Here is a 17065-nt window from a genome sequence, read left to right as displayed (position 1 = left end):
TCATGTTCTCCCTTTATTCTTCATTACTATTTGAATCATATATTTTTACGTGATCTTCACCATCAATTTCGTTCAATGAAACTGCTATAATTTCATTTTTTGAAGTTGGTATATTTTTACCTACATAATCTGCCCTAATAGGTAATTCTTTATGACCTCTATCTATAAGCACTGCTAATTGAATTCCCATTGGTCTGCTTACATCCATAATAGCATCTATTGCCGCTCTAGCTGTTCTACAGGTATATAAAACATCATCAACTATAACAATTTTCTTATCTTTTATTTCAAGGCCTAAATTTAAATCATGGGCCTCTACCTTATCAGTAACAACACTTAAATCATCTCTATATAACGTTATGTCTACTGAGCCTACTGGAACTTCCTTACCTTCAATTCCTTTTATATAACTTGCAATTCTCTCAGCAAGAGGATATCCTCTAGTTTTAATTCCAAGTAAAACTAAGTCTTCCACTCCTTTATTTCTTTCAATTATTTCATGCGATATTCTTATTAATGTTCTATTTATTGCTTTATCATCTAATAGAATTGCTTTAAACTTCATGTTACCCCTCCATTAATACAATGTATTATTTCTATTCTTTTCTTAATTTATCTAATATAGTTCTAAAATACTCTGGCAACTCTGTTGTGAATTCAACATATTCATTCTTTGTTGGATGAATGAAGCCCAATGTTTTAGCATGTAACATTTGCCCATTAATTTTAAATTTTTGTTTTTTGAAACCATAAAGAGGATCTCCGACTAATGGAAAGCCAATAGATGCCATGTGCACTCTAATTTGATGAGTTCTTCCTGTTTCTAGTACACATTTAATTAATGAGAATCCATTATATCTTTCCAAAACTTCATAATGAGTCACTGCCCTTTTTCCACCTTCAACTATTCCCATCTTTAATCTATCTTTTTTATTTCTTGCAAGTGGCTTATCAATAATACCTTTATCGTTTTTTATTCTTCCTTCAACTAAAGCATAGTATTCTCTTTTCATAGAATGATCTTTTAATTGTTCTGAAAGTTTATTATGCGCTTCATCATTTTTAGCTACTACTAAAACTCCAGAAGTATCTTTGTCAATTCTGTGAACTATACCTGGTCTAATAATTCCATTAATACTAGATAAATCTGTGCAATGATAAAGTAGTGCATTTACTAATGTTCCATTGTAATTTCCTGGTGCTGGATGGACAACCATCCCTTGTTCTTTATTTACTACTACTATATCTGCATCTTCATATAAAATATTTAAAGGTATATCTTCAGCCTCTACATTCAAGACTTCAGGTTCACTAAATGTAACTTCAATTTTATCAAAAGTTTTTAACTTATAGTTGCTTTTAGGAATTTTACCATTTACTTCAATTCCATCTTTTTCAATGAGTCCTTGAATAAAAGATCTTGATTTATCAACAAAAATTTCTGATAAATACTTATCAATCCTTGCCCCTTTGTCACTTTCGTCGACTACAAAAACATGCTTTTCCATAAATCAATAATCCTTTCTTTTTAGACATAATCAAAAAATAATAGACAAGCCTCTTAGTCTATTATTTAGTAATTGATTGTTATCATATTCTCTCAACATTATAATATATTAACTTTCACTTTACAATTGAAACTTATAGATATATTGCTTAAAAATGATATTTTAGGGCATTTTACAACGTTTTTATAATGTGCTATGATTATTCTATATAATACATATTTTAATAAAAACTCGTAATTTATTACATAATCCTTATTTATTTTAGATTTAATTTAGGATTATTAAATAATTTTATGAACTTACACATTATAAGGGGGATTGAATTGTGGACATTGGTACATTAATAAGTATTTTTTTTGCTTTTTTTTGTATAATAGTAGGGTTTATTATTGAGGGAGGTAGTCCGTTAGCTTTAATGCAACCAACAGCTGCATTAATAGTTATTGGGGGAACTATAGGTGCTGTGGGTATTTCATTTCCATCTAAAACACTAAAAAAAATTCCTACAGTATTATCAATAGCTTTTAAAAAGAAAGAAAGTAATAACGAAACTCTTATTAATTATTTTAAGGAAGTATCATTAAAAACTAGGAAATTTGGTCTTTTAAGTTTAGATTCAGAGCTAACTTCTGATTTAGATCCATTTGTTAAAAAAGGCCTTCAAATGGTGGTAGACGGTGTAGATCCTGGATCAGTAAAAAATATATTAAATACTAAACTGGAACAAATTTTGGATAGACATGATAATTACATTGAAGTTTTTACTTCTGCCGGCGGCTATGCTCCTACCATGGGAATAGTTGGAACAATCACCAGTTTAGTTATTATTCTCAGCCAATTAAATAATGTTAGTACAATGGGTGGAAAAATTGCCCTTGCTTTTATTGCAACATTATATGGACTTGCTACTGCTAATCTTTTTTGGCTTCCTATTGCTAGTAAGTTGAAAGAATTAAACAAAGAAGAATGCAACGAAAAGCAAATGATTATAGAAGCAGTATTACTTATCCAAGAAGGAGTAAATCCTAATACTTTAATAAGTAAATTATCAAGTTACCTTACTGCAGATGAAGCTAAACAATTTGAAGAAGAATATTAAGAGGTAATAAAATATGATTAAGAGAAGAAGAATGAGAAAAGAGAAAGACAATACAGATAGGTGGATGCTTTCTTACTTGGATTTTATTACCTTAATGATGATCTTTTTTCTAATGATGTATGCGATTTCTAATGTAGATAATAAGAAAGTTGAAACACTAGCTAATTCTTTAAAGATAGGCTTTAATAGTGGAAACGGTAAAAACGTAATAGCTGTTACTGATAATACAAACTCACCTGATTCCACTGACGAATCAGTGGATGAAAGTTATTCTTCTACTGAAAGTGAGAAATTAACAGATATTAAAAGAAAAGTTGACGAACTTGTTAATAATTCTGAATTAAAAGGTGGAGTTACTACTTCAATTCAAGAAAGAGGTCTTGTAATTAGTTTTAATGATAATCTATTTTTCAATAGCGGTGAAGCAACTATTAAGCCTGATTTTCAAGGTAAGCTAATATCTATATCAAAAATTCTAAATGGAATCGACAACTATATTCATGTAGAAGGACATACTGATAACGTCGCTATCAATACGACTTACTTTCATTCAAACTGGCAGCTTTCATCTATAAGAGCTGCAAACGTAGTAGAATTCTTAATTTCACAAGGGAATGTAAAACCCGAAAGGCTCTCTTCAATAGGATATGGTGAATATAGGCCTGTTAAGTCCAATTCAACTGAAGAAGGTAAAGCTGCAAATAGAAGGGTTGATATAGTAATAATTAATAGTAAATTTAATAGTTCTGAATCTTCAACTTCAAGATAAAAAAATAAGTAAGTTAGTAAATTTCTCTAATTAACTAACTTACTTATTTTATATATATATGTTACGAATATAATTGCTAAAAATATAAATACTATCAAATTAAATCAATATTCATTAATCATTGAGTATTGACAATTTCAATATGTAATTATTCCTGAACGAAAAAGCTTTTAATTTCATTTAATTCATCGCTTAAGGAAGTACTTTCCTTAATTTCTTCCTCTTTATCAGTAACATCTAAACTCTCATTAGCTGTGCTAATTTCTTTTTCAATTATTTCTTCTTGAATATCTTCTTCTTCTTCAATTGGCTCTGACACATTATAATTTTTAATAAATTCTTTTTCTAAATCATCAAAAGTTTGTAATTGAGTGTTCACGAAATTTCTATATTTTGCTCTAAATTTAATAAATTCCTGCTTAACCTTTTCATACTCATCATTGATTTGTACAACATCATTATGAGCTTTATCAGTAACCTTTTGTGCTGTTTCATTTGCATTTTTAAGTAATAACTCTGCTTCCTTTTGAGCAGAATTTTTAGCCTGCTCAGCAGCGTTTTGAGCAAGTAATAAAGTATTTTGTATAGTGCTTTCAATTTTTGAATAATGATCAATTTTTTCATTTAGGTTTGCAAGCTTTTCTTTTAAGTTTGCATTTTCCTTGTAAAGTTCTTCATAATTCTCTACTACTTGATCTAAAAAGTCATCAACTTCATCTGCATTATAGCCTCTTAAGCCTTTTTTAAATTCCTTATTATTTATGTCCATAGGAGTTAATTTCATGCTGTTCACCTCAATTATGTATATTTTTTTATAATAAGTTTTACTTTCCCACTTTTACTATTACCAACACAATCACCTAAAATAAATTTTCCAAAACCTCTTATAGTGATTCTATCTTCGCTCTTTAATTCTTGACTTTTATCTTTAATTTTAGCATAATTTAGAAGTACTTGACCTTGTTCAATCATACCTTGAGCCTTAGTTCTTGATGCATTTGTAATTTTGGAAACAATTCCATCAGCTCTTAAAGAAGAAACTAATACTAACTCTTCTTTAAAAGAAAACTTAGGTATAAAATCTAAATTATCAATTATTTTCACATTACATTTAACTTTAGCAATTCTTTCTAAGTTAAATATTATAAATTCCTCAACCTCTTCATGTACTGGTAAATAACAAGCATTTTCGGATACCAAAAGGTCCCCAATTTTATTTCTTTCTATTCCAAGAGATAAAATTCCACCTAAATAATCTCTGTGTGTAAGGCTTGTAAACTTCGAAGTATTTTCAATCTTTAACAATTTCATAGGAAATGGACTTTCATCCGAATTATTAAAAGAAACCATTCTTCTTTCTGCTTCTTGAAAAAGCCCATTACTCTCAACTTTAAAGTAGTTACTCTGCAAATTTTCTTCAAACCATTTCCATACATTAGGTGTATAAAAACTTCTACCAAATACAGTTATATTTTTTTCTTTTGATAATGTATATTTTTCATATAAATTTAAAGCTTCATCTTTATACTCATCTGTAAAATATTTTAGTATTCTATTTTTCATAAATTTTATTATATCATCCCTCTAAATATTCCTATTATTCCCAATGCAACCATAGGCGAAAAATCTATTGGTAAGCCCGGAATTAATCTGTCTTGTAATCTTCTAATTGGTTCTAAAACAGGACTAATAAAATCACGAATAGTTCTAACAATTTTATTTCCTTGGATTTGTGGAATCCACGAAGATATAAAATCTACAATTACAGCTAATTCTAACAATCTTAATAATATGTCAAGAACTACATAAATACTATATATCATGCCGCCTCCTATTTTGACCAGTTAAACAACGCCTTTGAACTTAATTCATTCTTTAATTCATTTGTCACTTCAACATTTGAAGGTGAAAGAAGATATACTCCCTTTTCAATTTGTTGTAGTTCTCCGCCTAAAGCATAACATGATCCACTTATAAAATCTAATAACCTTTGTGCTATTTTAAGTTCTAATACTGTAGTATTAACTAAAACTATTCTTCTATTTTTAAGAGCTTCACAAATTTCAGTAGCTTCTTCATAATCTACAGGTTTAGTTATTGTGACCTTTGTAGCTGATGATGTATGGATATTTACAACCTTACTATTCTTTTTATTGGTTATAACTGGTTCAATTTCATCTTCATCCTTTAACGCATCTTCAAATTCTTCTTCTTCAAAATCTTCATATTCTTCATAATCCTCAAACCCTAATAAAGATTTTACTTTTGACAAAACATTACTCATTATTTACGCCTCCCAAATTATAATTTCTTTCTCCAAATATTCCTGTACCTATTCTAACTAAGTTAGAACCTTCTTCGATTGCTGTCACATAATCATGAGTCATTCCCATAGATAATATGTTCATCTGTATATTTTTATATTCATTTTTCTTAAGCCCATCAAAGATTTCCTTTGTCTTTTTGAAATATCTTCTATTGCTTTCCTCATCTCCTACCGGAATTATAACCATTATACCTTTAACAGATACATTTGTACATTTTTCAATTTCTAGAATAAATTTTTCTAAATCTTCTTCTAAAATTCCACTTTTACTTGTTTCTCTTCCAATATTTATTTGAATTAAAGTATTTGCAATTTTATTAGCTTTCTTGAAATTCTTTTCTATTTCATGTAATAAATTAATACTATCCAAGGAATGTATTAAATAAACCTTATCAACTAAATACTTCACTTTATTAGTTTGAAGATGCCCTATAAGATGCCATCTTACATCATCATGAAAGCTTTCAAATTTTGTAGTAAGTTCTTGAACTTTATTTTCACCAAAATCTCTTATTCCAGCTTTATAAGCTTCTTCTAAATCTTCCAAAGGTTTTGTCTTTGAAACAGCTAAAAGCAATACTTCTTCGGGAATTTTAGCTTTAAGTTTTTCAATGTTTTGAATAATACCCATAATGTAACACCAAAATATCCTTTCTTTGCCTCACTTGTTTATATTCTATACAAATTCATAATTTCCTTCAATTATTTTAATTAATTTTACTTTTTACTTTGTTCTTCTTTCATATGGTTAACATTTATATTAGCTGTTGTAGGTGGCATAACAATTTTATCAACTACTTGAATGTCTACATAGAGCTTTCTAAACATCAATTGTTTTACATGACTTCCGTCTTCAAGCAATGCTGCTTTCAACTTTTCTGGATCACCAATTGCATATATATTAAAGGGTGCATACTCCATAGTTCCATCTTCAAACTGCAAAAATGCCCAACTACAAATTACTCCTGACCACGGAACAACTCTATGTTTATTTACGCTGATTGCTTGTGCACCTGCAACTCTCAATTCATTTAAAACCAAAGCCATATCATTATCATGGAAAAGCTTATTATTTATTTGATCTGTATTTTCTTCACGTGCATTAGTTATTCCATCATTTATTTTTAATATAATTCCAGGTCCCTCAGTTTTATTTGCACCAACAAACATTCCATAATCTTTAATTTGAGCTTTCATATCCTCTAAAATTTTATCATTTTTAGTATCATTCTGTGCATAATTTCTTATTTTATCTCGCTTCTCACCATTATCTTCTTTTAAATTTCCAATTTGCCTATACAATGTTGCTCTTTCTTCAACAGCATTTTGGAATTCTGCTGAATTTAACTGAGTAAAAGATTGATTTCCTTTCAAATGATAATTCATAGATATTAATATCCCAATTATAATGGTTGCAATGAAAACAAAGAAAAAGCCTTTATCATTTTTCATTACATCACCCCATTACTTCACATCATTTTCTTCATTTTCTATTAAATTTTTCTTACCCTTACTTTTTTTCCAAGTTTTAAAATTCTCTAATAATAATCTTCTTATAATTGCAAAATTATCAAATATTCTTCCACCAAATACTATTACCGCTGCCATATATATCGGAATCCCAAGCTTATCTCCAAGATATGCAAGTCCTGCTGCCAGTAATGCATTTCCAAAAAAACCTGATATAAAGATATCTGCCTGAAAGTTTTTTGACAGATTTCCTCTTATAGCACCAAATACAGTGTCTAAACATGCAAGTATTGCCACTGACATATATGGGGATAGTTTATCTGATATGTTAACATCTAATACAAATCCAAGTATAATTCCTATTAATAAACCTATAATTGCTATCAAATTAACTCTCTCCTATTCTTTAACTGATTTTAAAAAGTCATTTTTTAATGATTGTGTTGATTTTCCTATAAATATATCATCATTTGCTTTGACTTCATTATTATAATTGGGAAGAGAACCATATTCCAAAGAACCAGGAAATGAAATTCCAACATTAAGTCTCGCTTTATCTCCAATTGCTTTTATTACCACCTTATCCTTTGGATAAACCTTCCCTGATGAACCTATAGCTATTCCATTCCCAGCTGTTTTAATTCCTGTTTGAGAAGTTACTCTAATATCATTTATTGATATAGCCTCTGCACCAGAATACCAAAGCAAATTTACAACATGAACTAACTCATCTTCTCCTAGATTTCCACTAGCATCATTTTGATTTGCTCCAAAAATAGAACTCTTAGGACTTATTGTTAGTACAACTCCAGGTCCTTTTACGTCAACTATTCCTAACTGCATTCTTGCGTCATCAAGTTGATTTTTTACATCCTTACCCAAATCTCCATTCTTAGCCGCAGTCTCTTCAATTTGCTTAAGCTCATCTGATAATTTAGAATTAGTTGCAGTTAATTCTTCCTTTTCCTTCTTTAAAGACTCAATTTCTGAAATTATATCACTTTTATTATAATTATTAATATTTGACTCAATATTCTTATTTGACAAGACTTTGAATTGATATGCCAATAAAAACCCTAGTAGTCCACAAACGATTGCTATAAACACTTGCGATTTAGATATTTTCATTTCTTATCTTACCTTTCTTTTTTATATACGGGCGCTCCATTAAAACCTACATCTACATAACCCTTTTTTATTCCAATATCCTTATCTTGAATAATATGCATTAACTTATTCATCTTATCTGGTATATTTTCATCATTTCCTAATTTTCCTTCTACTTCACCAATAGACACTTTTATATTCATAAAATCACTTAAATCAATAGTATCTACATTATAATTTGTTGGATTTTTCTTAACTATTTGATAAAAGACATCCAATACTTTAAGAATCCTTGCATCGTCCAAGGTCTTATTTCCAAGTTCTACTTTTTTCAATTCAACGCCCTGAAGCTTAACCAAATTTCTATTTTCAACATTATCGGTCTTTTCAAGCAAGTTAGTTTGACCATCTAAAACATACTTATATCCATCACTTTCTGTATAAAATACTCCTTGTTTTTCCATTATCTTTATGTTAACTTGTTTTGGATATGTTTTAGTAATTTCTACACTTTCAACATAAGGATTTTTTTTCGCTTCATTTATAATATTGTTTTTATTTATAAAAAATATATTCTGACCAATAATATTTTCTGTTTTTTCTTTAACATCTTCACCACTCATAATAGGATTCCCTAAAATGGCTACCTTTTTTACTAAAAAAAAGTCAGACTTAGTTGCAAAAACTACTACACCTATAGTTATTATTATTGTCGATAATATTATTCTTTTTATTAACTTTCTTTTTTGTGATTTTATAATAAATTTCTTTGTCTTAGGTAACTTCTTTGTTTTAGGTAAATTTCTTTTCTTTGAATTAATCATACTCATCCCTATTTCTATATATCCTTTATATAATAATATAATTTTTATTCTGTATATTAATAAATTTCTCTTCAATTAATCGATAATAAATATCTATATAAATTTATATTTATTATATAATGATACCACGTTAATTAAAGAATTTCATCTAAATTAAAATGCTATTTCCATATTCTCAAAAAAAACAGGGTAAAGAATTAATTATCTAATTCTTTACTCTGTACATATTTATACTTTTCTAATTTCTTCTTTTCCTTCAATTTGCCGTGATATATTTAGAAGAACTCCAACTGCAGCCATATTGATCACCAGAGCCGAACCTCCATAACTAATAAATGGTAAAGGAACGCCTGTAACAGGCATCGATCCAGTTACAACTGCTATATTGATAAGTGATTGAACCGCAATAACTGAAGTTATTCCTACTGCAAGAAGTGTACCATACGTATCCCTTGCTTTCATGGCTACATTTATTCCTCTCCAAATAAATATTACGAATAAGGTTATTATGCATATACATCCAATAAGACCTAGTTCTTCACCAATTATTGAGAAAATAAAATCATTATGTGGTTCTGGCATATATAAAGTTTTTTGTCTTGATTGGCCAAGACCAAGTCCCGTTATACCTCCAGCTCCAAGTGCATAAAAGGATTGTATTAATTGATATCCATTTCCGGCAGCATCATTCCAAGGATTTATAAAGTTCAATAATCGAGCTCTTCTATAATCTGCAGACATTGCAAAAAATGCTGCTGCTGCTACTAAAACTGGAGCTACTATTCCAAATAAATGTTTTAATTTTCCGCCAGCAGCAAATAACACAATAAAGGTAACAATCATAATAACTGATGCAATACTTAAATTCTTCTGAGATAATACCAATGCAGCATAAAATCCTGAAACTGTTAAATATGGAACTATTCCAGTTGTAAATTTTTTAACACCTTCACCTTTGAGTTCTAAGCTCATTGCTAAAAAAATTACCACAACATATTTAGCAATTTCTGAAGGCTGTAAACTAAATCCACCAATCTTAATCCATCTCTGTGCTCCTTTAGTATCAGCGAATAAGAACACAGCTAATAACAAAGGTACACACCCTATCATTATTGGTACTGTGTATTTTTTTATTTTATGGTAGTCAAAACTCATAGCAACGGCCATTGCAATAACTCCAACAACTGCTGAAATAAGCTGTTTTTTCAGATAAGCCATACTATCATGGTCTATATACATTGCATAGTAAGAACTAGCTGAATATACCATAACTATTCCTATTGTTAACAGTAATGCCACAGAATAAAATATACCATAATCTATTTCACCCATCTTAATTTTTCTTTTTGGCCTAATGACCTTCATACATAAATCCTCCAAACTTACTTAACTAAAGCGCTATAAAACCAATTACACATAAAATTGTAGTTATACATGAAAATACGGTTACTATTTTAACTTCACTCCACCCAACTTGTTCAAAGTGATGGTGTATTGGAGACATTTTAAATACTCTCTTACCAGTTAATTTAAAAGAAGTAACTTGAATGATAACAGATAATGTTTCAATCAAATAAATTCCTCCAACTATTATAACAAACAACTCCATTCTAAGCATTAAGGCCATAGTCCCTATAACCCCTCCTAGAGCTAGAGAACCTGTATCACCCATAAAAATCTTTGCTGGAAAAGCATTAAATTTCAGGAATCCAAGTAATGCTCCAATTAATGCTAATGCAAAAACTGACACTTCATAATTTCCTGTTCTAAATCCAACAATAGCAAAATATGTTAATACAATTATTGTAACTGATGTTGCAAGTCCATCAATCCCATCCGTCAAATTAACTGCATTTGTTACTGCTGCATAATAAATAACTATAAATGGTATATATAATATTCCTAAATTGAATTTAATATTATGACCTAAAAATGGGAATAATATATCAGCTCCAACATTTACATATCCATACCATGCTAAAGCTAATGAAAATAAAATTAATAATATCATCTTTTGTGCTGCTCTTAATCCTAGGTTATCTTTGTGAATTATTTTTAATATATCATCTAAAAATCCAATAAATCCAAATGCTAGAAATGAATATAATATTATCATTTCCTTGCTTGTTAGATTTTGTCCCATAATTAACATAGTTGCAGCCGTTGAAATAAAAAATATAAGACCACCCATTGTTGGAGTTCCAGATTTTTTTTGATGGCTCTTAGGTCCATCCTTTCTAATATTTTGACCAAACTTCAATTTGTGAAGTACTGGTATAAATATCGGTCCAAGTATCATTGAAAATATAAATCCCATTATTAATGGTGCTAAAATTTTTAAATTCATTATAAAGTTCATAGTGTCCCCCATCCTGTGCTGCCTAAGGCAAGTCACCTCCTTAGTTTTATTTCATTTTCTCTATATACTTAATTATTTCCTCAAATTTTCCACTTCTTGATGCCTTTATTAAAATAGTATCATTTACTTCTATTAACTCAACTAATTTTTCCATAAGTTCCTGTTTTGTTTCAAAGACCATTGTGGCATCTCCAAAACCAGCCTTATAACAATCCTTAAATTCTCCTGTTGTTAATAAAATATCAACTTTTTCTTTTGCATAGTTTCCAATTTCAGTATGAGCTTTATTGGCATAATCACCCAATTCCCCCATTGTACCCAGTACTGCCAACTTTCTTGTTCCAGAAGAATTTTTAAGAACCTCAATTGCTGCTTTCATTGAATCAGGGCTGGCATTATAAGAGTCATTAATTATTGTGAAATTATTTTTTTGTATAAACTCAAGTCTCATAGAAGTTGCATTAAAATTTTCTAATCCTTTTTCCATTTCCTCAAATGTTAATCCAAAATCTCTTGCAATTTGTATCCCTATAAGTGCATTAAGTACATTATGTTCTCCAATCATATTTAAATTGAATCTATGACTTTCCTTTTCCATAGTCACTACATCAAAAGAAGTACTTTTATCAGTTAATTCAATGTTTTTAGCATACATATCGTACTTTTCATCATATCCAACTTTTTGTAAATTAAATTTATCGCATTTATTTAAAGTCTGTAACATATCATTTTCACAATTTACTATTAATGAATTTTGCTCAGCAAAAAAGTCTGTTATACACATCTTCTCTTTAAGTATATTTTCCCTAGTCTTCAAATATTCTATATGTGATACTCCAATATTTGTAATTGCTGCAACATCAGGAAGTGCAATACTTGCTAAACGGTTTATTTCACCAAAATTACTAGTTCCCATTTCAAGTACAGCTATATCATAATCTTTTGAAAGCTGAAAAATCATGAGAGGTAAACCAATTTCATTATTAAAATTCCCTTGTGTTTTAAACACCTTATATTTTCCACTCAAAAATGCAGCTACTAAATCTTTAGTGGAAGTTTTACCTGTTGAACCCGTTATTCCAACAACTTTTATTCCAAGTTTTTTTCTATAGAATCTTGCTAAATCTCCTAAAGCAGTTTTTGTATCCTTAACTTTAATTATCGTACCTTGATTATTTAATTCTTCTTCTCGAAATTTAACTTCATCTATTATAATTATAGATGCTCCTTTTTCAATAGCCTTAATTACATAATCATTTCCATTAAAGTTTTCGCCTTTTAATGCTATAAATAAATTATCTTTTTCAATTTTTCTTGTGTCTGTAGAAATAACATTAAAGTTTCCTTCATTATTATTGTATAAAACTTTTCCCTCTACAGCTTTTATTATTTCTGCTAAATTTAAATCCAAGTTCATCCACCCCTTTTAGTCAATTAACAGTTTACAATTTACAGTTGAGAAAGTGTTTGCAGTTTACAGTTTTTTATAGTTATCACTTTTTAGTTTGTTTATATAAAAAATTATTCTATATTCTAAGTAAACTTAGCTTTTACTATTAATTATGACTTGTTAACTGAATCAAGTATTTCCTTTACAACTTCTCTTTCATCAAAATGTATTGTTTCATCTTTTAATATTTGATAAGTTTCATGCCCCTTACCTGCAATTACAATAACATCATCTTTATCAGCTATTGTAATGGCTTTTTTTATTGCTTCTTTTCGATTTCCAATTATTATATAATTTTCTTTATTAACCCCTGCTTTAATATCCTTAATTATCTCTGCTGGTTCCTCACTTCTTGGATTATCTGAAGTTATAATTGAAATATCTGCTATATCAGTAGATATTTTTCCCATTTGAGGTCTTTTAACCTTATCTCTATCTCCACCACATCCAAAAACAGATATTAATTTTCCTTTAGTAAAAGCCTTAGCCGTTTTTAATATATTTTCAAGGCCATCAGGAGTATGTGCATAATCTATAATTATTTCATATGGAAGATTATATTCCTTTGCTACTCTTTCACATCTTCCTAAAACAACAACACTTTCAATTCCATTTTTTATTGCAACCTCTGGTATATCTAACTTATAGCATGCTATAATAGCTCCTAAAGCATTATAAATGTTATATTCACCAGGTATATTTAAAATAAATTGTTCTTCTTTCTTAAGTTTAAGCTTAAACTTAATTTCTCTACTTCCCATTTCTTCATCAAAAACTTTAAAATCAGAATTACTATTTACCGAAAAGGTATAGACTTCTTTTCCTTTTAAATTTTCTAAATCTTCAATTACTTGTCTTCCGTAATTATCGTCAATATTAACAATTTTTATTCCAGCTCTTTCAAACAATTTAAATTTTGCCTTATAATAATTTTCAAAGGTCTTATGAAAATCCAAATGATCTCTAGTTAAATTGGTAAATATCCCAACTTCAAATTTAACTCCATATACTCTATCTAATTCCAAAGAATGTGAAGAAACTTCCATAACGCAATATTCTACACCTCTATTTACCATGTCTGAAAATAGTTCTTGTAATTCTAGTGATTCAGGAGTTGTTCTTTCAGTATGGATTTTTTCACTTCCTATATAATTTGCAATAGTTCCAATTAAACCAACTTTTTTATTGTTTGCCTCTAAAATATTCTTTATCATAAAAGCAGTAGTAGTTTTACCATTAGTTCCTGTTATTCCAATGATTTTCATTTTACTGCTAGGATTATCATAATAATTTGCTCCTAATAATGCTAAAGCTTTTCTTGTATCTTCACATTTAATAATTGTGACTTCTTTGTTTTCTATGTCCACTTTATCTTGGACTACAATCACCTTTGCTCCATTTTCTAAAGCTTTATTAATATAATTATGCCCATCGGTTGCGTATCCCTTAACGCACACAAAAACATCAAGCTGATTAATTTTTCTACTATCATAGTTTATTTTATTGATCTCTACATCAATTTCACCTTGAATCAGTTCATAATCTATTCCCACTAAAATACTTTTAAAATTCATATTGAATCTCTCCCAACTAAATTTATCTTATTATTACTGTCATAATTTTACTCATGGCAAAAATGTAGAATTTTTTTCCAAAACCAATATTAAAAATATAGCATGCGAGCATTCTCACATGCTAATGCTTTATCACTTATCTAATTTCGATTTAATCCTTATAATCTGCATTTAAAACCAACTTAACTGTTATGCCTTTAGTTATATTTTCACCTTCTGAAATATCTTGAGATAATACTGATCCATTGCCTTCAAAATTTGGTGTTATTCCAAGTCCCTTCAATAAAGCAGCAGCATCATCCTTTGAATATCCCCTAACATTTGGCATTACAACATTATTATTATAAGTCGCATCACCACTAGTGTAAAGATTTATTTTAGTATCTTCCTTAACAGTATTTCCAGGATATGGACTCATACTTACTATTTTATCGCCATTACCATCAAGATTGAAGTTTAATTTTGCATCTTTTAGCACTTTTTTAGCATCTTCCAATTTCATATTTCTTACTTCGGGTATTACAACATCTTTAGTGATTTTCTCACCTTTTTCATCAGTAAATTTTGTGTTTAAGTAATTAAAGATATCTAAAAATAATGGTTTTGCATAAGGAACTGCAACTTGGGCTGCATAATATTCACCATTACTTGGTTCATCCACAGTTATCATTATAGTGACTTTAGGATCATTTGCTGGAGCCATTCCAACAAAGGAAGATATGTATTTACCTTCTCCATATTTACCGTCAACTACTTTTTCAGCTGTTCCAGTCTTTCCACCTACATGATACCCTTCAATAAAGGTTCCTGCCCCTGATCCTCCAGTTACAACTGCTTCAAGATAACTTCTAAGTTCTGCTGTCTTTTCCGAACTTGCAACTGTTGAAGTCTTAGGTTTAAAGGTTTCATCTACAATACTAACATTATTTTCATCCCCATGAGTAACTTCCTTCATTATATGGGGTTGAATTAAGGTTCCTCCATTCGCAATGGCATTAAATGCAGCCATATATTGAACTGAGTTTACTGTATTAGTTTGTCCAAACGATATTGTTGCAAGATCTGCCTCAGACATCTTATTAACTGGTTTAACAATACCAGGAGCTTCGCCAGGTAAATCAACTCCACTAACTTTACCAAATCCAAATTTATCAATAGTTTCAAACAATTTTTCTTTTCCTAGCATTTTACCTAACATTACATACCCTACATTAGATGAATTTTGTAAAATTTGAAGTAAATTTTGAGTTCCAAGGCCCTCTTCAGCGTCCTTTACTGTAATTCCACCTACTGATATTGATCCATTATCTGCAAATTTCGTATCTTTATTAACTACATTATTTTCTAAACCAGATATAGTAGTAAATACTTTAAATATTGAACCAGGCTCAAAAGTATCATTTACCAATCTATTTCGCCACATCTTTTGTACTTTTTCACTATTATCTTTGCCATCAAATTTTTCTGCTCCTTCAAATGGCTTATTGGGATCAAAATCCGGTTTATCAACCATAGCTAAAATTTCTCCCGTTTTAGGATCCATAACTAATACAGATACAGCCTTAGCCTTGTTATTTATATAAGCCTGTTCTGCTGCCTTTTCAGCAAAGCTTTGAATATTTTCATCTATAGTTAGCTTTACATCTTTACCATTTACAGGTGCTGTAAACTGTGAAATGTCATATGGCAAATCAGTACTGTTTTTATCCACTTCTGCAATCCTCATTCCAGGAATTCCAGATAAATATGAATTATATTGGAGTTCCACTCCTGATAATCCTTTGCCATCAGTATTGGTAGTTCCCAATACATTTGCTAAAAAATTATTATTTGGATAATATCTCTTAGTATCTGTAGTAACTAAAATACCATTTATATTAAGAGCCTTAACTTTATCTGCTGTATCTTTTTCTATTCTTCTAGCAACTGTCGCAAAGGTTGCATCCTCGCCACTTGGAAGCTTAGTCTCTAAAATTTCTTTTATTTTTGAAGCATCCATATCTAACGCCTTTGCAATTACTGGTGCAATATCACTTGTTTTTATACCTTCTTTTCCTGCTGGAATTGGGATTCCCACACTATTTCTTTGTTCCTTTTCCTTGAGCGATAAATTATCAGGCCCTTCTTTTAAATAATCCCTTATTGATTTCAAATCAAAATCGACCCTATAAACATTAATTGATACTGCAAGCTCTTTACCATTTCTATCAAGAATTTGTCCCCTTTTTGCATCTATTTTCATCTCACTAGTCCACTGTTCTTCAGCCATTGTTGCATAATCAGCCCTCTTTACTATCATTATATAAGAAAGTCTAATTATCAATACTACAAAAATAAATGTTAACATTAAAGCTGCAACAGTAATCCTTTTGCGCATCATTAGCTTATCTCTACGTTTATAATTATTATTTTTCAATTTTCTCTTCCCTCACGTATCTCATTTTTAATTTTTTTACTAATCTACCCTTAGATTTTTCAACATTAATATTATCCCTAAAAAATATAGCATGTGAATATTCCCACATGCTAGTTATTAATATTTCGTCAATTCAAACTTCAATTATTTCATCAAAACAAAT

Annotated in this window: 18 protein-coding genes; 2 read left to right on the top strand and 16 right to left on the bottom strand. The window is 29.4% G+C overall.

All coding sequences use genetic code 11. From position 1 onward, the window contains the following. Positions 1–13: 13 nt before the first annotated feature. Both pyrR and CSPA_RS12900 read right to left on the bottom strand, forming a co-directional pair. Complete coding sequence (pyrR, locus tag CSPA_RS12905; protein ID WP_015392726.1) at positions 14–565, bottom strand: bifunctional pyr operon transcriptional regulator/uracil phosphoribosyltransferase PyrR; 552 nt, start codon at positions 563–565, stop codon at positions 14–16. A gap of 31 nt (positions 566–596) precedes the next feature. Then, entirely contained in the window at positions 597–1508 is a 912-nt protein-coding gene (locus tag CSPA_RS12900) for an RluA family pseudouridine synthase (RefSeq protein WP_015392725.1), read from the bottom strand. 325 nt (positions 1509–1833) lie between these two features. Between CSPA_RS12900 and CSPA_RS12895 the strand changes: the two genes are divergently transcribed. After that, positions 1834–2607 carry a motility protein A gene (locus tag CSPA_RS12895; RefSeq protein WP_015392724.1) on the top strand — a complete coding sequence of 258 codons (774 nt, stop codon included), beginning with the start codon at positions 1834–1836 and terminating at the stop codon, positions 2605–2607. Positions 2608–2620: 13 nt separating this feature from the next. Then, entirely contained in the window at positions 2621–3376 is a 756-nt protein-coding gene (locus CSPA_RS12890) for a flagellar motor protein MotB (RefSeq protein WP_015392723.1), read from the top strand. 148 nt (positions 3377–3524) lie between these two features. Here the strand turns inward: CSPA_RS12890 and CSPA_RS12885 are convergent, their stop codons facing one another. The 14 genes from CSPA_RS12885 to CSPA_RS12820 all read right to left on the bottom strand — a co-directional run bounded on the left by CSPA_RS12885 (position 3525) and on the right by CSPA_RS12820 (position 16902). Then, entirely contained in the window at positions 3525–4160 is a 636-nt protein-coding gene (locus tag CSPA_RS12885; RefSeq protein WP_015392722.1) for a DivIVA domain-containing protein, read from the bottom strand. Positions 4161–4174: 14 nt separating this feature from the next. Beyond that, positions 4175–4939 (bottom strand): YlmH family RNA-binding protein, encoded by a 765-nt coding sequence (locus tag CSPA_RS12880; RefSeq protein ID WP_015392721.1) that lies wholly within the window; start codon positions 4937–4939, stop codon positions 4175–4177. 8 nt (positions 4940–4947) lie between these two features. Beyond that, positions 4948–5199 (bottom strand): YggT family protein, encoded by a 252-nt coding sequence (locus tag CSPA_RS12875; protein WP_015392720.1) that lies wholly within the window; start codon positions 5197–5199, stop codon positions 4948–4950. 8 nt (positions 5200–5207) lie between these two features. Then, complete coding sequence (locus CSPA_RS12870) at positions 5208–5660, bottom strand: cell division protein SepF (RefSeq protein ID WP_015392719.1); 453 nt, start codon at positions 5658–5660, stop codon at positions 5208–5210. Beyond that, entirely contained in the window at positions 5653–6333 is a 681-nt protein-coding gene (locus tag CSPA_RS12865; protein WP_015392718.1) for a YggS family pyridoxal phosphate-dependent enzyme, read from the bottom strand. The genes CSPA_RS12870 and CSPA_RS12865 overlap by 8 nt, the downstream gene beginning before the upstream one ends. 86 nt (positions 6334–6419) lie before the next feature. Beyond that, positions 6420–7154 (bottom strand): DUF881 domain-containing protein, encoded by a 735-nt coding sequence (locus tag CSPA_RS12860; RefSeq protein ID WP_015392717.1) that lies wholly within the window; start codon positions 7152–7154, stop codon positions 6420–6422. A 12-nt stretch (positions 7155–7166) separates the two neighbouring features. Further along, the gene (locus CSPA_RS12855) at positions 7167–7559 is read right to left on the bottom strand and encodes a small basic family protein (protein WP_015392716.1); all 393 of its coding nucleotides are present in this window, start codon (positions 7557–7559) and stop codon (positions 7167–7169) included. 12 nt (positions 7560–7571) lie between these two features. Then, positions 7572–8300, bottom strand: coding sequence for a DUF881 domain-containing protein (locus CSPA_RS12850; RefSeq protein ID WP_015392715.1), 729 nt, complete (start codon positions 8298–8300; stop codon positions 7572–7574). 8 nt (positions 8301–8308) lie between these two features. Further along, positions 8309–9103, bottom strand: coding sequence for a cell division protein FtsQ/DivIB (locus CSPA_RS12845; RefSeq protein WP_015392714.1), 795 nt, complete (start codon positions 9101–9103; stop codon positions 8309–8311). A gap of 228 nt (positions 9104–9331) precedes the next feature. After that, on the bottom strand, positions 9332–10468 hold the full coding sequence (gene spoVE / locus CSPA_RS12840) for a stage V sporulation protein E (RefSeq protein WP_015392713.1): 1137 nt from the start codon (positions 10466–10468) through the stop codon (positions 9332–9334). A gap of 25 nt (positions 10469–10493) precedes the next feature. Continuing rightward, entirely contained in the window at positions 10494–11474 is a 981-nt protein-coding gene (gene mraY / locus CSPA_RS12835; protein ID WP_026106396.1) for a phospho-N-acetylmuramoyl-pentapeptide-transferase, read from the bottom strand. A gap of 34 nt (positions 11475–11508) precedes the next feature. Further along, the gene (locus CSPA_RS12830) at positions 11509–12873 is read right to left on the bottom strand and encodes a UDP-N-acetylmuramoyl-tripeptide--D-alanyl-D-alanine ligase (protein ID WP_017810647.1); all 1365 of its coding nucleotides are present in this window, start codon (positions 12871–12873) and stop codon (positions 11509–11511) included. A gap of 149 nt (positions 12874–13022) precedes the next feature. Next, positions 13023–14486 (bottom strand): UDP-N-acetylmuramoyl-L-alanyl-D-glutamate--2,6-diaminopimelate ligase, encoded by a 1464-nt coding sequence (locus CSPA_RS12825; protein WP_015392710.1) that lies wholly within the window; start codon positions 14484–14486, stop codon positions 13023–13025. Between the two features lie 151 nt (positions 14487–14637). Next, the gene (locus CSPA_RS12820) at positions 14638–16902 is read right to left on the bottom strand and encodes a stage V sporulation protein D (RefSeq protein WP_015392709.1); all 2265 of its coding nucleotides are present in this window, start codon (positions 16900–16902) and stop codon (positions 14638–14640) included. Positions 16903–17065: the final 163 nt, after the last annotated feature.

Source organism: Clostridium saccharoperbutylacetonicum N1-4(HMT), assembly GCF_000340885.1.
GTDB lineage: Bacteria > Bacillota > Clostridia > Clostridiales > Clostridiaceae > Clostridium > Clostridium saccharoperbutylacetonicum.
This window is presented reverse-complemented; position numbering and strand designations above follow the sequence as displayed.